This window comes from Laceyella putida (assembly GCF_042665195.1).
GTDB lineage: Bacteria > Bacillota > Bacilli > Thermoactinomycetales > Thermoactinomycetaceae > Laceyella > Laceyella putida.
The window spans coordinates 101,119-116,230 of record NZ_JBHTBW010000020.1 but is presented as its reverse complement, the minus strand read 5'-3'; the positions used below and the strand labels follow the sequence as shown (position 1 = coordinate 116,230).

The 15,112-nt window shown below is 51.8% G+C and carries 13 protein-coding genes; 1 reads left to right on the top strand and 12 read right to left on the bottom strand.

Going from position 1 to position 15,112, the window contains the following annotated elements; all coding sequences use genetic code 11:
* Window positions 1–84: 84 nt before the first annotated feature.
* The 9 genes from ACFQNG_RS08340 to ACFQNG_RS08300 all read right to left on the bottom strand — a co-directional run bounded on the left by ACFQNG_RS08340 (window position 85) and on the right by ACFQNG_RS08300 (window position 10,647).
* Window positions 85–948, bottom strand: coding sequence for an AraC family transcriptional regulator (locus ACFQNG_RS08340; RefSeq protein ID WP_379864453.1), 864 nt, complete (start codon window positions 946–948; stop codon window positions 85–87).
* A 195-nt stretch (window positions 949–1,143) separates the two neighbouring features.
* Window positions 1,144–1,314 carry a hypothetical protein gene (locus tag ACFQNG_RS08335; RefSeq protein WP_379864452.1) on the bottom strand — a complete coding sequence of 57 codons (171 nt, stop codon included), beginning with the start codon at window positions 1,312–1,314 and terminating at the stop codon, window positions 1,144–1,146.
* A 208-nt stretch (window positions 1,315–1,522) separates the two neighbouring features.
* Window positions 1,523–2,539, bottom strand: coding sequence for a galactose/methyl galactoside ABC transporter permease MglC (gene mglC, locus ACFQNG_RS08330; protein WP_379864451.1), 1,017 nt, complete (start codon window positions 2,537–2,539; stop codon window positions 1,523–1,525).
* A gap of 19 nt (window positions 2,540–2,558) precedes the next feature.
* Window positions 2,559–4,076 (bottom strand): sugar ABC transporter ATP-binding protein, encoded by a 1,518-nt coding sequence (locus tag ACFQNG_RS08325; RefSeq protein ID WP_379864450.1) that lies wholly within the window; start codon window positions 4,074–4,076, stop codon window positions 2,559–2,561.
* A 117-nt stretch (window positions 4,077–4,193) separates the two neighbouring features.
* Window positions 4,194–5,207: a galactose ABC transporter substrate-binding protein gene (locus tag ACFQNG_RS08320; protein WP_379864449.1), complete on the bottom strand. Its 1,014-nt coding sequence runs from the start codon at window positions 5,205–5,207 to the stop codon at window positions 4,194–4,196.
* Window positions 5,208–5,338: 131 nt separating this feature from the next.
* Window positions 5,339–6,406 carry a response regulator gene (locus tag ACFQNG_RS08315; RefSeq protein WP_379864476.1) on the bottom strand — a complete coding sequence of 356 codons (1,068 nt, stop codon included), beginning with the start codon at window positions 6,404–6,406 and terminating at the stop codon, window positions 5,339–5,341.
* A complete protein-coding gene (locus tag ACFQNG_RS08310) occupies window positions 6,384–7,865 on the bottom strand; it encodes a sensor histidine kinase (protein WP_379864448.1) in 1,482 nt (493 codons plus the stop codon). Before ACFQNG_RS08310 ends, ACFQNG_RS08315 begins: the two co-directional genes overlap by 23 nt.
* Window positions 7,844–8,851, bottom strand: a complete 1,008-nt coding sequence (locus ACFQNG_RS08305; RefSeq protein WP_379864447.1) for a sugar-binding protein — start codon at window positions 8,849–8,851, stop codon at window positions 7,844–7,846. Before ACFQNG_RS08305 ends, ACFQNG_RS08310 begins: the two co-directional genes overlap by 22 nt.
* A 227-nt stretch (window positions 8,852–9,078) precedes the next feature.
* Window positions 9,079–10,647, bottom strand: coding sequence for an alpha/beta fold hydrolase (locus ACFQNG_RS08300; protein ID WP_379864446.1), 1,569 nt, complete (start codon window positions 10,645–10,647; stop codon window positions 9,079–9,081).
* A 495-nt stretch (window positions 10,648–11,142) separates the two neighbouring features.
* On the opposite strand from ACFQNG_RS08300, the gene ACFQNG_RS08295 reads away from it, so the two are divergent.
* Window positions 11,143–11,718 (top strand): hypothetical protein, encoded by a 576-nt coding sequence (locus ACFQNG_RS08295; protein ID WP_379864445.1) that lies wholly within the window; start codon window positions 11,143–11,145, stop codon window positions 11,716–11,718.
* A 61-nt stretch (window positions 11,719–11,779) separates the two neighbouring features.
* Here the strand turns inward: ACFQNG_RS08295 and ACFQNG_RS08290 are convergent, their stop codons facing one another.
* The 3 genes from ACFQNG_RS08290 to ACFQNG_RS08280 all read right to left on the bottom strand — a co-directional run bounded on the left by ACFQNG_RS08290 (window position 11,780) and on the right by ACFQNG_RS08280 (window position 15,102).
* Window positions 11,780–11,977 (bottom strand): hypothetical protein, encoded by a 198-nt coding sequence (locus ACFQNG_RS08290; RefSeq protein WP_379864444.1) that lies wholly within the window; start codon window positions 11,975–11,977, stop codon window positions 11,780–11,782.
* Between the two features lie 204 nt (window positions 11,978–12,181).
* Window positions 12,182–13,705: an MDR family MFS transporter gene (locus ACFQNG_RS08285; protein WP_379864443.1), complete on the bottom strand. Its 1,524-nt coding sequence runs from the start codon at window positions 13,703–13,705 to the stop codon at window positions 12,182–12,184.
* 506 nt (window positions 13,706–14,211) lie between these two features.
* The gene (locus ACFQNG_RS08280; RefSeq protein WP_379864442.1) at window positions 14,212–15,102 is read right to left on the bottom strand and encodes an ABC transporter ATP-binding protein; all 891 of its coding nucleotides are present in this window, start codon (window positions 15,100–15,102) and stop codon (window positions 14,212–14,214) included.
* Window positions 15,103–15,112 lie beyond the last annotated feature (10 nt).

Genomic DNA, 15,112 nt, shown 5'->3' with positions numbered 1-15,112 from the left:
GGAGAGTTTCTCTCATCCTTTTTGCATGCAATCCGGTGCCATCCCTAAACCATGTCAATTCACCGCCACGATTCAACCGTTTTTCTATTTCACCGGAATCCAGATTTCTGAATACAAATCAGGACTGGACGGATCTTCGTCTGTATACACTTCCAATTCTGGTGTGCCTGCGTGCTCATACCCACTTGATGGAAACCATTCAGAAAATATTTGTTTCCATGCTTGCTGCATGGCATGGGGCATCGGGCCGTGAACTTCAAATACCGCCCATTTGGATGCGGGTATCTCCAGTTTCAATAATCCGTTGGGTGTGTCCCCCTCATATTCTGTGGCGATCCAATAATCCATCATTTTCTCCGACCGCGCATCGCTTTTATCGACGCATACACCCAGCACCCCTTTGATTTGGCCGTTGTTCAGCTTAAACAACAAATCGTCCGTTCCATCCTCGTTCACTTTCTGCCAAAATAATGGAATGCCCACCAGATTCTCCCCGTCGCAGAAGGAAAATTCCCGCTTGATCCCTACCACTTGAAAACAGTCCCGTTCAACGATTTTGTATTGCATGGGTTCAGCCCCTTTCAGACTCACCTGGATCATCAGGCGGTTATAAGATTTCAGCTTCCCCTTGCACTTTCGCGCTTCACTCGGCGTCAGGCCGTGTTGTCTGCGGAAAGCTTTGGCGAAAGCCTCGGGAGTGTCGTAACCATATTTGTGGGCGATATCGATGATTTTGCAGTCTGTTCTGGACAGTTCCTGCGCGGCCAACGTCAATCGCCGGCGTCGAAGATATTCACCGACTGAGATGTCGGTCAACAGGGCAAAGGTGCGTTGAAAGTGAAAAGGCGACGCATTCGCCTGTTTGGCGATCTCTTCGATGGTTAGATTGTCCAGCAAATGTTCTTCCATGTAATCGATCGCCTTTTGCAATGATTCAATCCATGCCATGGTTTTCACTCCTCACATAGATTCTAACAATGATTTCAAGATGAATCCTGTCCATTTGTGCTCTGTTCTGACTTGTCCCCATAGTACACCAAACCGTTGCCATATGGAAAAGGCCCCCACCGATCAAAGGGAGCCTTCTGAAGATACTGGTATTTCAAAATGAAATGGCTATCTATTCTACAAGCCTTTATTTGCTTATTTGTCCCAAGGATTTTTACGCGATTCTTTCAAAAAATTGTCCGCTTTCGCTTCTGAATAGCCTTTTCCCATTTTCCCATCATACTTGCCCTCGGGCCCAGTGGCCCAATTTGATTTGGGGTGCTTGGGCTGGATGTCCGTTTTTGATTCTTTGAACCAATGATTCATAGAAGATCACTCCTTGGAAAAAACAGGTGGATTTGATCCCGAATATTCATAGGGTTATATAACTTCGATGAATATCTTCAAAGTCCTACATGATCGGGGATGGTTTGCGGGGGCAATCATTGTCGGAAGATAAGCATGGTTCCCAGCCGTGGAGCAGCTGAATAATTGCAATGAAAAAGGATGAGGGAATGGAGTCCCCCATCCTTTTTTATTTCTTGGCCAGGTATTTGCGGATGTCGAAGGCCACGGCGACGACGATGATCAGGCCTTTGATGATTAATTGCCAGTAGGGGCTGATGCCGATAAAGGTCAGTCCGTAGTTGATGACGCTGAAGATGAGCACCCCGGTGACAACGCCGCCGACGGTGCCGATTCCGCCTGAGGTGGAGACGCCGCCGACGACGCAGGCCGCGATGGCATCCAGTTCGTACATGTTCCCGTAGTTGTTGGTCGCCCCGCCGGTCCGGGCTGCTTCCAGGACACCGCCGAGGGCATACAGGGCGCCGGCGATGGCGTAGATGGCGATGAGGTTGCGCGCCACGTTGATGCCGGAGACTTTGGCGGCGTGTTCATTGCCCCCGATGGCGTACATGTTTTTGCCGAAGCGGGTTTTGTTGAAGATCACCCAGACGATCGCGGCGACAATGATGGCGATGATCACGATATAGGGGAGCGAGTAGGTGCTACCGCCGATGGCGCCCGTTCCCAGGTCGCCGAAGTCTTTGCGCAGGCCACCGATGGGTTGGGAGCTGTTGGGCGGCAGGTCAAAGTAGATGGAGTTCAAGCCGTAGACGGCCACCATGGTGCCGAGCGTGGCGATGAAGGGCGGCACGTTGAGTTTGGCCACGATGATCCCGTTGATCAATCCGATGATGAGACCGGCGATGATGGCCAGGAGAATGGGGATCAACAGCGGCATTTCCGGCAGGTCGGGAAAGAATTTGCGTGGATAGTTTTCCATCTGCAACATCGACGCGGACAAGACGGCGGTGAAACCGACCACCCGTCCCGCGGACAGGTCGACGCCTCCCGTGATCAGGACAAAGGCGGCCCCGAGGGCGATGATCATGCGGGTGGAAGACTGCAACAAGATGTCGCGCAGGGTGATGATGGACAAAAAGTTGGTGTCATAGATGGCGATGCCGACAATGAGCACGGCCAAGACGATGTAGATGGCGTTTTGCCCCAGAAAGCCTTGCACTTTTTTGGCGTTTAATTGGTTCATGGTTCGCGATCCTCCTCTGTCAACCCATATGCTTCGTAGCCAGGCTCATGATTTTTTCCTCGGTGGCTTCGTCTCTGTCGAGGATGCCGGAGAGTTTGCCGTTGGACATGACCATGATCCGGTCGGACATGCCCATCAATTCCGGCATTTCCGAGGAAATCATGATGATGCTTTTGCCTTGTTTGGCCAGGTCGGCGATGATGGTGTAAATCTCGTATTTGGCTCCCACGTCAATCCCGCGCGTCGGCTCGTCCAGCATCAAAATCTCCGGTTGGGTGAGCAGCCAGCGGGCCAGCAGCACTTTTTGCTGGTTTCCCCCGGAGAGGTTTTGAATAGCTGTTTTGTGGGAAGGCGTTTTCACTTTCAACTTGGTGATGCCGTCCAACGTGTCTTGCAGCCGTTTTTTATCGTCCAAGAGAAAGGTTGGCGTTTCATAGCTCGCCTGGTTGGCGATGGTGGTGTTTTCCAAGATCGACAAGATGGGGAAGATGCCCGTCCCCCGCCGATCCTCCGTCAAGAGTGCCATCTTGTTGCGTTTGGCATCGACGGGGGAAGCGATGTGGACCTCTTTGCCGTGGATGTGGATGCGTCCGCTTTTGATTTTGCCGAGACCAAACAGGGCTTCCACCAGTTCCGTCCTCTGAGCTCCGACCAATCCGCCGATGCCGAGGATTTCCCCTTTGCGGAGTTCAAAGGAAACATCTTCAAACGAGTGCGGCACGGCCGAGGTCAAGTTTTCCACCCGCAAGAGCACCTCCCCGGGTTGGTTGGCCCGATCCGGGAAACGCTGGGTGAGGTCACGCCCCACCATGCGGGAGATGATCATGTCGGTGGTCAGCTCGGAGGCGGGCCATGTGCCGATCTTCTTGCCGTCCCGCATGATGGTCACATCGTCGGAGATTTGCAGGATCTCCTCCATTTTATGAGAGATATAGATGATGGCGACGCCGCGGCTTTTCAACTTGCGGATAATGCGGAATAATTGCTCCACTTCCGTGCGGGTCAAGGAAGAGGTCGGCTCGTCCATGACAATGATCTTGCTTTGGAAAGAGACGGCTTTGGCGATTTCGATCATCTGAACTTTGGAAACGGAGAGATGGCCCACGATGGCGCGGGGATCGATATCCATCTCAATCTCCTTGAACAGTTCCCATGTCGCTTGCTCCATCCGCTTGTGATCGACAAATGGGATGAAGCCCACCCGCTTGGTGGGAAAACGCCCGAGCCACAAGTTTTCCATCACGTTGCGGTAAGGGACGGGATGAAGCTCTTGATGGATCATGGATATGCCATGGGTGAGGGCGTCTTTGGAGTTGTGGATCTGGACTTTCTCCCCATCCACGACGATTTCGCCCGCGTCCGGTTTGTAGATGCCGAAAAGGCATTTCATCAAGGTGGACTTGCCGGCGCCATTTTCACCCATCAAGGCATGGACCGTGCCGGGACGCACTTGCAAGGTCACTTCGTCAAGAGCTTTGACGCCGGGAAACTCTTTTGATATCTGCTTCATTTCTAAGACGAATTCATGAGTTGTCATGATCGAGACCCCCTTTGCGAAGGAATGAACCTCAGTCAAAACAGTCGCATGAGCGCAGAAAGAAAGAGACTTCAGCCTGATCCGTCTCTTTCTTTCCGTGTCTCGCTTTAAGTCTGCTTACTTCGCTTCATTCATGTTTTCTTTGGTGATTTTCTTGTAAGGAATCCAGACATACTTGCCGTCGGTGATCTCATAGCCGGTGTTCGCTTTGTTCGGCGTCTTGCCGTCAGCCAGGACCTTGGCCAGTTCCAGGGTGGCTTTCCCTTGGTTCTTCGCATCGTTCAACACGGTTCCAAGCAAGGTTCCCTCTTCGAGCGCTTGCAGGGCGGGAGCGGTTGCGTCCACACCCACGACGGGCATGAATTTGTTGTCTTTGAAGTAGCCTTTGGCTTTCAATGCTTCGATCGCGCCGAGCGCCATGTCATCGTTGTTGGCGAAAACGGCTTCAATTTTGTCGCCGTGCGCGGACAAGAAGGCATCCATTTTCTCTTGGCCTTTCACGCGGTCCCACATCGCGGTGTCTTCCGCCAGTTTTTCTACCTTGATGCCCGCTTTCTGCACCGCTTCAATGGAGTATTTGGTGCGCAATTCAGCGTCTTGATGGCCCGGCTCACCTTTCAGCATCGCGTATTGCAACACGCCGTCCTTGTTTTTGTCCGCTTCCGGATGGGATTTGAAGTATTCGGCGATGATTTCACCGGAGAGGGTGCCGGATTCTTCCGCTTTGGCTCCCACATAGTAGACTTTGTCCCATTTCTGCATATCTTCTTTGAGCGGTTCGCGATTTAAGAACACCACAGGGATGTTGGCTTGTTTCGCTTTGTCAATCAATACGCCGGCGGCGGTGCGGTCAACCGGGTTGATTGCCAGGGCGCTGACGCGTTTGGTGATGAAGAGGTCGACTTTGTCATTTTGCGTGGGTTGCGCATTTTGGCTGTCCACGATATCGACTTTCACTTTGCCTTTTGCCGCTTCGGAGATGGCGTTGCGCACACCGGTCATGAAGGTGTCGTCAAATTTGTAGATGGCGACGCCGATCGTTTTCTCTCCGCTCTTTTGATTGCCCGAACAACCCACAGCCGCCGTCGCCATCAATGAACCGATCAATAGGATGGATAATGCCTTTTTCATGTTGATCCTCCTTTATCATGCAACATTCGTATGAAAACCCTTTCAATTATCAATGTATCACGAATATAGGGACAAGAAAGATGGAATCGTCTTCACTAAGTTGCGAAATTCTTCACTTTTTTGTCAAGGTGTCACCCGTTCTGCGGAAGGAGGCCACGGCGGTATTCACTTGGGCTGACGCCCGTGATCTTTTTAAAGACGCGGCTGAAGTAGTTGGGGTCTTTATACCCGACACTGAAACAAATTTCTTTCAAACTGCAATCGGAGTGGAGCAGCAATTGTTTGGCTTGTTCGATGCGGAGTCCGGTCAGATAGTCCATAAAGTTCATTTGAAACCGCTCTTTGAACAACTTGCTGAAATAGTGTGGGCTCAACCGCACATGGGCGGCCACTTCTTCGAGTGACAGGGGTCTGGTGTAATGTTCATCCATATACTGTTTGGCTTTGTGCAACAGGTCATGGGCGTGCAGGGCGCGTCTGTTCGTGACCCGTTCCACCAATCGGGTGAGCTCGGCGCGGGTCTGTTGTTTGATTTCGGCAAATGATTGGGATGGGCGCCATGTTATTTCGATGTCCCCGTCCAAGTGGCATTCTTTTAACATGTAGCTGACCAAGCTGAAAAGATCGGTGATGGTTTGCTTCAGTTTTTGTTCGTTTTCGCCAACGGTGCGGACGAAGTCTTCAAAGTACCGGTCAAAGTGCGTGAGCGCCCCTTCCACGTCCCCCCACTTGATGAGTTCAAACAATGTTTTCGCTTGTTCAAAGGAGAGCGCTTGCTCCAGTTGCTCCCGCAGGCGCATTTGCTCCGCTTGGGCTTCCCGTTCTTGAGACAGATCCGTCAGGGTGCGGCGGATGGCTTGGACGATTTCTTCGGTGCGGGCCGGTTTGAGCAAGTATTCTTTAACGCCTTGTTGCATGACTTGGCGGGCGTATTCAAATGTGTCGAAAGCGGAGACCATGATGAACTTCGTGTGGGGCAAGGCCTGCTTGATCTGCTTGACCGCCTCCACCCCGTCGATGCCCGGCATTTTGATGTCCAGCAAGATCACATCCGGCTTGCATTGGCGGGCCAGGTCGATCGCTTGGCGCCCGTTTTCCGCTTCACCGATGACTTGGACGTCAGGCAGATGTTTGGAGATGATCATGTTGAGCGCTTGTCTTTCCACACCTTCATCATCAACGATCAGAATGGTATACATCACGCGGTTCCTCCTTCCCATGCCGAACGGGGAGTCTTAAGGTGATGGTCGTCCCCCGGTTCGGAGCCGACTCGATGGTGACGAGATCTTCTTGACCATAAAACAGTTCCAAGCGTTTGCGAACATTTTTAAACCCGATGCCCGTCGAGTGCCCGCCTTGGCTTGCGCTGGCGACGCGATCCGCGTCTTTGCTCAGGAGTTGCCGTTTTGTCTCCTCATCCATGCCCACCCCGTTGTCGGTCACTTGCACCCGCACATGATCCGGATGTGAGGAGATCGTCAAGGTGAGCAGGGCGTCGGTCTCATATCCTTCGATCCCATGGATGAAGGCGTTTTCGACCAGCGGCTGCAAGGTTAAGCTGGGGATGGGTTGTGCCAAACAAGATTCATCAATGGAAGTGGAAAATTGGACCCGTTCGCCAAAGCGCGTCTGTTGGATGAAAAAGTATTCTTGAACGACGGCCACTTCCTCTTTCAAGGTGGTCGGTTTATTCAGGTCGCCCAGATTGTAGCGCAACAAGGCGGAGATGGAGTGAAGCAGATCACTGGTCTTTTCCGCCCCTTCGATATACGCCAGCTTGGACACCGTGTTGAGCGTGTTGAAGAGGAAGTGCGGGTTGATCTGGCTCTGTAAGCTTTTTAATTCCATTTCCTTGAGCAACTTGTCCAATTCTGATTTTTGTTTGATTTCCTGCACAAGCTGGCGGATGTTTGAGCGCATGCGGTTGAAGGTGTCCGTCAGCAAACGAAATTCATCATTGGTCGTAACCCGCACTTCTTTCCCATCGAAGTGGCCGAGCGAGATCTCTTTGGCCGCGCTGGAGAGCAGGCGGATCGGTCGGGTCATGCCATCAGAAAACCAGAGGGCGAAGATGACGCTAAAGATCATGGTCGAAGCGAAGATGGAGATGCCCATCGCTTGAAACAACTGATGTTGCTCATTCATATCGTGGTAAAACGTTTGGTAGTTGGTCAATTCGTCATTGATGAGCGTCAAGGTCATCTCCTGAATGAAGCGGGAGATGTTTTGCGCTTCGGACAGATGGGTCGAATAGGTGGTCAGTTGCTGTTTTTTAAAGGCGTCGATCACGATTTCGCTTTCGTCAAGGAAGCTGGTGATCAAGTTCTGATAATTCTTGACGGGGATCGACTGTTGCGGAAGTTGGTTCTTCAGGCGGGTGCGCAGCAAATTCAGCTGTTGGCGTTCCCGCTTGTAGCGCGCCAGGTGTTCAGGTGACCGTTCCACAAGATAAGCGTTAAGTGCTTGGTAAACGTTGTTGGTGTGTTGGGACACTTCGTTCAATAAGAAAAAACGTTGCAACAATTCATTATACTGATCAATTGATTTCTGGCTATTATGAAAGAGAAAAAAGGCGACGCTGTTTAACAGGACGACGAGAATCAAGGAATAGATCATAATTTTGGTACGTATGCGAATCATGGTGCCGGCACGCTCCATTCGACGGTTGCCTCTTGCAAGGGCAGATCCTCTTTGCCAATCACTTTGGTCTCCGTATGGTTCACGGTTGAAACGCGTTTGCCTTTGATGATATCTAGCATGAGCTTGACGGACTTGTAGCCCATTTCATAAGGGGTTTGCACCACCGTGGCTTGGATTTTGCCCCGTTTAAGCAAGTCCAGTGTTTCGGGAAGGGTATCAAACCCGATGATGTAAAAGGACTTGTCGTCGATTTCCTCGACCACTTGGGCAATCCCGATCGCGTCTAAGGCGCTTGTTCCGTAAAAGGCGGTCACATCGGGATGTTCGTGCAGGATTTTGCTCGCTTTTTCCGCGGCTTCGATCCGTGTGATATTGGATTCCTCCACGGCGGCAATGCGGATGCCCGGCGCTTGCTTGACGGCGTCACGAAAGCCTTGTACGCGCAGTTTTTGGTGTTCGGCGTCGAAGCGGCCGGTGATGATGCCGACGACGGCTTGGCCATGGGTGCCTTTGATTAAGGCTTGGCCGGCCAGGTAGCCGGACAGGTAGTTGTCGGTGCCGATGTAAGCGATCCGTTGGCTGTTGGGGGCATCGGTATCAATGGTGATGACGGGGATGCCTTTGGCGATCGCCTTGTTGATCAAAGGGGTGAATTGGCTTTCATTCAACCCTTGGGTGATAATTCCATCCACCTTGGAAGCAATGGCCATGTCGATTTTTTTCAGATGGGTTTCGATATCGGCCTGTTCCGGTCCGTTGTATTCGATGGAGACAGGAAGCTTTTTTTCCGCCGCCCTCGCCCCTTTCTCCACGAGCCGCCAATAGTCATTATCCATCTCTTCCGGGATCAGGACAAAGTGGTATGATGCGGCAGGGGTGTTGGGACGCTTCGCCAACTTGCGGTTATATTGAAGCGCTTTCGCGCTGAACGCAATGGAAAGAGAGAGGGAGAGAATCAAAAGGAAGAGGCCGAATGAATAGACCCACTTGCGATAATATGCCATCAGGGCTTGCCTCCCTTCGTGGATATGATGATGAATAAAAATATCAAAATCATATGTTGTCAAAAGATAGTGGGTGTCTTCATTATAGCCCATTCTTTAAGATGGGGTAGTTTCTCATCAAATGGAATATATATGAAAATAGCTAGGGAGAATGCCGTTAGAATAGAAATCCCCTTAAGATCGATGGATCTTAAGGGGATGGATTGTCCAAAAAACGCAGCGGCGCGTCATTGGCCGCCATAAACACGGCCCTGCTTGTCCACAACGAACGATTTGACGATGGTGCGGGCAAAGGGGGAGCCGGTGGCGGTGACTCCACGGATGTTGATGGTCATGTTGTAGGTGCCTTTCGTGGCGGGGATCCGGATGGAGCCGGGATGGATCGGGCTGCGTTTGCGGAGAATGACGCGCTCCCGCTTGTTGTTCGATTGCGGATCGGGTATGAGTTGTATTTGCGCTTCTGTTCGGATCTCTTTGATTAAGTTGGGTCTCTTCCCTGTGCCTGTGGTGGTCAGTTGAAAATCAGGCGCATAAGGACGGCTTTGCTGAAGGTGAAGCTGGGCGGACAGAGGGGAATCGAATGTGACGATCAGGGCATAGGCGGCTTTATGCGATGTGGAGGTGCGTATTTTCCAAGTGCCGGCTTGCGGCTGGTCAATCTGGACGATATGTTGCCAAGAGCCTTTGAAGATGGTATCGGTGTCTTGAGACACTTGGAACTGGGCGGGTTGAACTTGGCCATCCGGGCGAATGAGCTCGATGCGGCTGAGGGGTTGGCTGCTCATCCAGTTGAGGGTGATGCGGGTTGCTCCCGGTTCGACCGGGAAGGCTTCTTCCTTGGACCCGTCCTGTTCTCCCCCGGTAAGGTAGACATCGTTAGCGGATGGGATGGGAGGGGCGTCTTCCTGTTTAGCCGCAGCGGCTGTGGGCAGTCGTTCCGTGGTCAGGTATGGTTTGAAAACCTCGAAGGTGGGACTTCCTTGAAAGATGGACAGATGATGCCAATTGCCGGTTCGCAGGTGTTTGCCATAAGGGAGGATGGTGCTGTGAAGCGGCACGACGCCATCGCTCTCCACATTCATGTAGACGCCGCCAAACCACGTGGGGGATAAGAATGGTCCCCAACTGTTTCCCGAAATACTAAAGTAAGCGTTTTCATTTATTTCCGGCATGTTGTCGGTTTGGGCGCGAAACGAATTCATGACGCCGGTTTGCAAGCTATAGACAGCTTCATTTCTCGTTCCGATGAGGGAGGACAGCCACCATACCCAATCACTGTAGGCCAGGTCGGCGAGAGGGCTTCCATAATGGGGCGTGCCAATCGTGATCACATTGGATACCAAAGGGTGTTTCCCGTAATGAACAAGAGCGGTTTGCGTATCGATGCCGCCCTTGCTGTAGCCGACGACGACCAGTTTCTTCCCGTGAAAGTGATCGGAGATCTGTTGCAATTGATCGGCCAGCATGTTGCCGTTTGCCCAATTGCTGCGGGGCGTGCCGCCTGCGTCATGGAGTTCGACAAAGGCCGTTTCGAAACCGGCGTCCCGCGTGCGCTGATACATGTCATTCAAGATGTACCAGATACTGGCTGAGTTATATAACCCTTGGACGAACACAACCACAGGCTTATTGGGATCGGGGTGGGCGGGCGCATCGCCAATGTAGACAGAACCGGGAGTGCCCGGGATCCCGATCACGATGGGGAAGATCGAACCACCATGCGATGTGGCCTGAGGCATAAGCATGGCAACCAGAAGGATGAAAACGACACTCAGGGAAGCAAACGATTTTTTCATAAACAACCCCCTTGTTGATAGAACATTTTGAATTCAACTGTATTATAACAGATTGGGGTTTTTGTTGTTAATATGTAAAACATTTATTTAATAAAAGAATTAATTAGGGGATTTATTATTTAAGATTAAAATGGGATGGGTGGCTGTGCCATATCATGTACCGGGAGAGAACCACATGAATAATCTGCCTTCCTTCATGTTCCGATATTGGAAAAGTGAAGTGCGTTCCCGTTCTTCGTCAATCTGCCCCTTTTGCGACCGACAGGAAAGGGAAACCTTCCGGGTAGAATGGATCGCGGAGACGGAACCGTCCATTTGAAGGTGATTCCGCGCTATGTCGCCTCGCCGTACCTGATTGGTTGTGGCCTTCATTTGCCTGGGAAATATTGAAGTGTTGGAGACCAGGTGGCTTGGTTTTTGTTTGAACTGAAACAATTTTACCTGAAATCCGTCTTTATGGTATAAATAACAAATCATCCGAAAAGAGTGGGTCCCATGCACAAGAGGTTTGTCTGGCTATGCGCCATGTTTGTTTGGGGAGCAAGTTTGTTGGCTTTTCCCGGCCACACCGTCGCTTGCAGTTGCATCGAGCCGTTGCCGCCCCAGAAAGCGTTGGCGGATAGTGCGGCGGTTTTCACAGGAAAAGTGATCGAAGTGAAAGGGAAATCGATTGGGATGGAAGATTTGTCGGTGCGGGTGGCAGTGGATACGGTGTGGAAGGGACAGAAGCGACAGGAGATATGGATTAAAACACCTCCGCAAGAGGGAATGTGCCGTTTTGATTTTCAGCCGGATCAAGAATATCTCATTTATGCCAAAAGCAATCAAGGGGGATTGTACACCAACCTCTGTTTCAGGACGAAGCGGTTGGCAGATGCGGGCGGGGACTTGCAGGCCTTGGGCAAGGGGACAAAGGTTGCGCATCCCGAGAAGGCAAAGTCGCCCGGGCCTCTTACACAAGCAGAGCGGCGGAGTGACGGGTTCTTATGGAGTGCGGGGGGCATCGCGGTTGGCTTCGCTCTGTTGTTTTTTCTCTGGTATCGCTTAAAAAGGAATGGGAAATCGGATTGAGTGTCTCACGCTTTCCCAAAAGGAAAAGCGAGTCCTTGGTGAGACTCGCTTTTTTGCCGCGCTAGACGAGATAGACAAATAAGACGCCGATGAGGGTGGCGATGACATAGATGACCGACAGCAGAATAATGCTCTTCTTTCTGCTCCGGTTGTATTGTTCATTCTTCGCTTGGGACTGGGTTGATCCCAAGCGGAACGTGGCGAAAAAGGCGAAAAGGCACAGAAAGACACACAGCAATATTGCGCCTGTGATCAGCATCGCAATAAACTCCTTTGCTGGTAAGATTTTGTTCCTATTCAGGATAACAAATCGAGCGGTGGGTTGGAATACAACCCCGCCCCATTTCCTTGCCAGGTGCGGTTCCGCGTCAAGCAAAGGAATGCCGGTTGGCTGAAAGCGGGCAAGGAAGGGGGAAATGGATGTAGCCCGGCGGAAGAGGGGCCAAAACGTTGGACCGGCCAATCAGGAAGAAGGTTTGGTTGTTTCCACTTTGCTGTTTCCCATCAAGGCAATGGCGATCGCGGAAAGGACGACCGGAATCAAGGCCAAGAGAAAGGTGTAGGTGATGGAAGCGGACAGGGCGTCAACGATTTTGTCCAGGATCATCGGGGGAATCTTAGCGCGTTGGCTCGCTTCGAAGATGGCCCGTGGATCCTCGATATGGGCCAGATTCATCCCTGGAGCGCCAGGTGCGCCCTGCATGCTTTTAAAGGCTTCCGCCAGCTTGTCGGTAAACACCTTGTTCTGAATCGAGCCGAAAATGGTAACCCCCAACGTCATGCCGAGCGAGCGGAAGAACGAGTTGGTCGAGTTGGCCGAACCGCGGTAACGGGGTTCCATGTTGTGTACCGATGCCGTTGGCAAGAGCGAGAAAGAGAATCCCACACCAAAGCCGACGAGGATCATATAGACGGTCACTAACCAGCGTGCCGTATCGGGCGTCAGGGTACTTAGCAGAACCATCCCGGAGAAGTAAACGATGATCGAAACCGCCATCAGCGAGCGGAAGCGGAATTTGGTTTGGAACACCCCGCCGATTGCGCTCCCCGCCACCGAACCCAACATCATGGGGGTCAATACCAGACCGGCGTTTGTGGCGGGACCGCCATACACCGCTTGCACGAAAATCGGGATAAAGACGGTTAAGATGACAAAGGTTGCGCCGTATAAGAAGGCGATCACTTGCGATGCGGCAAACAAACGGCGCTTGAACATCCAAAAAGAAATGATCGGATCGGAAGCTTTCGTTTCCGCATAGATGAAGATCAGGAAGAAGACCGCAAAGGCGGCGAACAAGCCGATGATTTGGGCCGAGTCCCAAGCGTACTCCTTGCCGCCCAATTCCAGGGCAAACATCAGGCTAACCACCGCGACCACCAGCGTAACCGCGCCCCACCAGTCGATTTTTTGCTCTTTGTACTCAGGCGATTCTTTATACGCCACCAGAATGAGGATCATCGAGACCAAGCCGAGCGGAACATTTACATAGAAAATCCAGTGCCAGCTGATGTATTCGGTGATGTAAGCGCCCAGGAGCGGGCCGAATACGCTGGATGCGCCAAATACCGCACCCAAGAGTCCGGTCATCTTGCCGCGCCGTTCAGGTGGGAAGATATCGAAGATGATGGTGAAGGCAATCGGCATCAATGCGCCCCCGCCAATCCCCTGAATCGCCCGGTAGATGCTGAGCTGAACGATGCTTTGGGCCGTTCCGCACAGGATCGAGCCCAATAGGAAAACGGCCAGACCCAAGAGGAAGAAGCGCTTGCGTCCGTACATATCGGACAACTTGCCGAAAATCGGCATTCCGGCCATCACCGTCACCATATAGGCGGAAGTAACCCAGACGAATTTGTCCAATCCGCCCAGCTCGGCCACGATCGTTCCCATGGCGGTCGCCACAATGGTGTTGTCCATGGCCGCCATCAAGATGGCCATCATCAAGCCGATGACGACCAAGCGCAAGTTGCTTTCTTTCGAAACCATTTTTTATCTCCTTCAATGGATTGATAAAGGCATAAGACCATTTTATCGTTAGGTTTACCCGTCTCGTCAAGACAAGATTGATTGAGATGAAGGGATCCTTTTTGACACTTAGGATGCCCCAAGGGGCCCCTTGCTTTTCAAGGTTCGAAGGGAGTGGGAAAGTTTTTCAAGTCATGTTTTCAATTTTTATAAATGTGGAGAATACATGCGGGACTGGGCATCAGCCTCATGAGCGGGAAATTTCACCTACGCCCAGAATGGCGGAATCACTCCCGATATGAAGTTGATCTTTGAAAAAAGCAAAGAGCAGTGACAAGACAAAACGAGGTGCCGATTCTTAACAATGGCACCTCGTCTTCGTTCGCTATATTTTCTTCTGTAACTGGCTGAGGAACTCGATATGGTAATCATCGCGGCTTTCCATGGCTTCATCGAGATACACATGGATTTGCTTCTTCAAAAAGCGGGTTTCCTCTGTGGTGAGGAAGATGTCGGGACAACCGAATTTATTTAAAATGGATGCGATCAAAGAACGTTCTTGCCGTGAGTGATCTAACAATCTCATCAGTTTCTTGGCCAGAAAATATCTCTCTTTCAGATTGATGTAACTCATCGGGCTCATCCTTTCTTTGCAGGGATTGATGAGCGAGGGAAGCGGGATTCATGACTTCGCTCAATATCTCCCCAACGAGTTGGGCAAACTCCGGCTGGCTACGTTGGCGGGGATGCGGAAGGGGAATCGGCGCATTCAACGCGACTCTTCCGTTCCGCAACAAAATGATACGGTCCGCCATAGCCACCGCTTCTTCCACATCATGCGTAACCAGCAAGGCGGTGAAGCGATGTTCTTGCCACAGCTGAAGAATGAGTTGCTGCATTTCCATGCGCGTCAATGCATCCAGGGCGCCCAAGGGTTCATCCAGCAACAAGAGAGGGGGGCGACTGAGCAGGGCGCGGGCGAGAGCGACCCGCTGCTGTTGCCCGCCGGAGAGAGTCGCAGGCCAATCATCGGCATGGGTTCTTAATCCCACACGATCCAAGAGGGTTAAAATCTGCGCTTTTTTGACTTCTTTCGTTTGGATATGCCTTGCGCCAAGGGACACATTCCCATATACGGTTTTCCATGGCAGCAAGCGTGGATTTTGAAACATCACTCTCGCCATGCCGTTGATTTTCTTAAGAGGCTGGCCGTTTTGCAGGATTTCGCCCGCCGTGGGTCTTTCCAAGCCCGCCAGCAAGCGCAGCAGCGTACTTTTGCCACAACCGGATTGGCCCACAATGGCGATGAATTCCCCTGACTTTACCTGAAGGTCCACTTCATGCAAAACCTGCCGTTGTCCGTATTGTTTCTTCACTTTCCGGATGGTGAGAGCAATGCCTTGGTTTGTGCGGCTCATATGACCTTCC

Bases quoted from the DNA above. Each gene is read 5' to 3' on its own strand.
- ACFQNG_RS08340 (WP_379864453.1), bottom strand. From the start codon at position 948: ATGGCATGGATTGAATCATTGCAAAAGGCGATCGATTACATGGAAGAA.
- ACFQNG_RS08335 (WP_379864452.1), bottom strand. From the start codon at position 1,314: ATGAATCATTGGTTCAAAGAATCAAAAACGGACATCCAGCCCAAGCAC.
- mglC (WP_379864451.1), bottom strand. From the start codon at position 2,539: ATGAACCAATTAAACGCCAAAAAAGTGCAAGGCTTTCTGGGGCAAAAC.
- ACFQNG_RS08325 (WP_379864450.1), bottom strand. From the start codon at position 4,076: ATGACAACTCATGAATTCGTCTTAGAAATGAAGCAGATATCAAAAGAG.
- ACFQNG_RS08320 (WP_379864449.1), bottom strand. From the start codon at position 5,207: ATGAAAAAGGCATTATCCATCCTATTGATCGGTTCATTGATGGCGACG.
- ACFQNG_RS08315 (WP_379864476.1), bottom strand. From the start codon at position 6,406: ATGTATACCATTCTGATCGTTGATGATGAAGGTGTGGAAAGACAAGCG.
- ACFQNG_RS08310 (WP_379864448.1), bottom strand. From the start codon at position 7,865: ATGGAGCGTGCCGGCACCATGATTCGCATACGTACCAAAATTATGATC.
- ACFQNG_RS08305 (WP_379864447.1), bottom strand. From the start codon at position 8,851: ATGGCATATTATCGCAAGTGGGTCTATTCATTCGGCCTCTTCCTTTTG.
- ACFQNG_RS08300 (WP_379864446.1), bottom strand. From the start codon at position 10,647: ATGAAAAAATCGTTTGCTTCCCTGAGTGTCGTTTTCATCCTTCTGGTT.
- ACFQNG_RS08295 (WP_379864445.1), top strand. From the start codon at position 11,143: ATGCACAAGAGGTTTGTCTGGCTATGCGCCATGTTTGTTTGGGGAGCA.
- ACFQNG_RS08290 (WP_379864444.1), bottom strand. From the start codon at position 11,977: ATGCTGATCACAGGCGCAATATTGCTGTGTGTCTTTCTGTGCCTTTTC.
- ACFQNG_RS08285 (WP_379864443.1), bottom strand. From the start codon at position 13,705: ATGGTTTCGAAAGAAAGCAACTTGCGCTTGGTCGTCATCGGCTTGATG.
- ACFQNG_RS08280 (WP_379864442.1), bottom strand. From the start codon at position 15,102: ATGAGCCGCACAAACCAAGGCATTGCTCTCACCATCCGGAAAGTGAAG.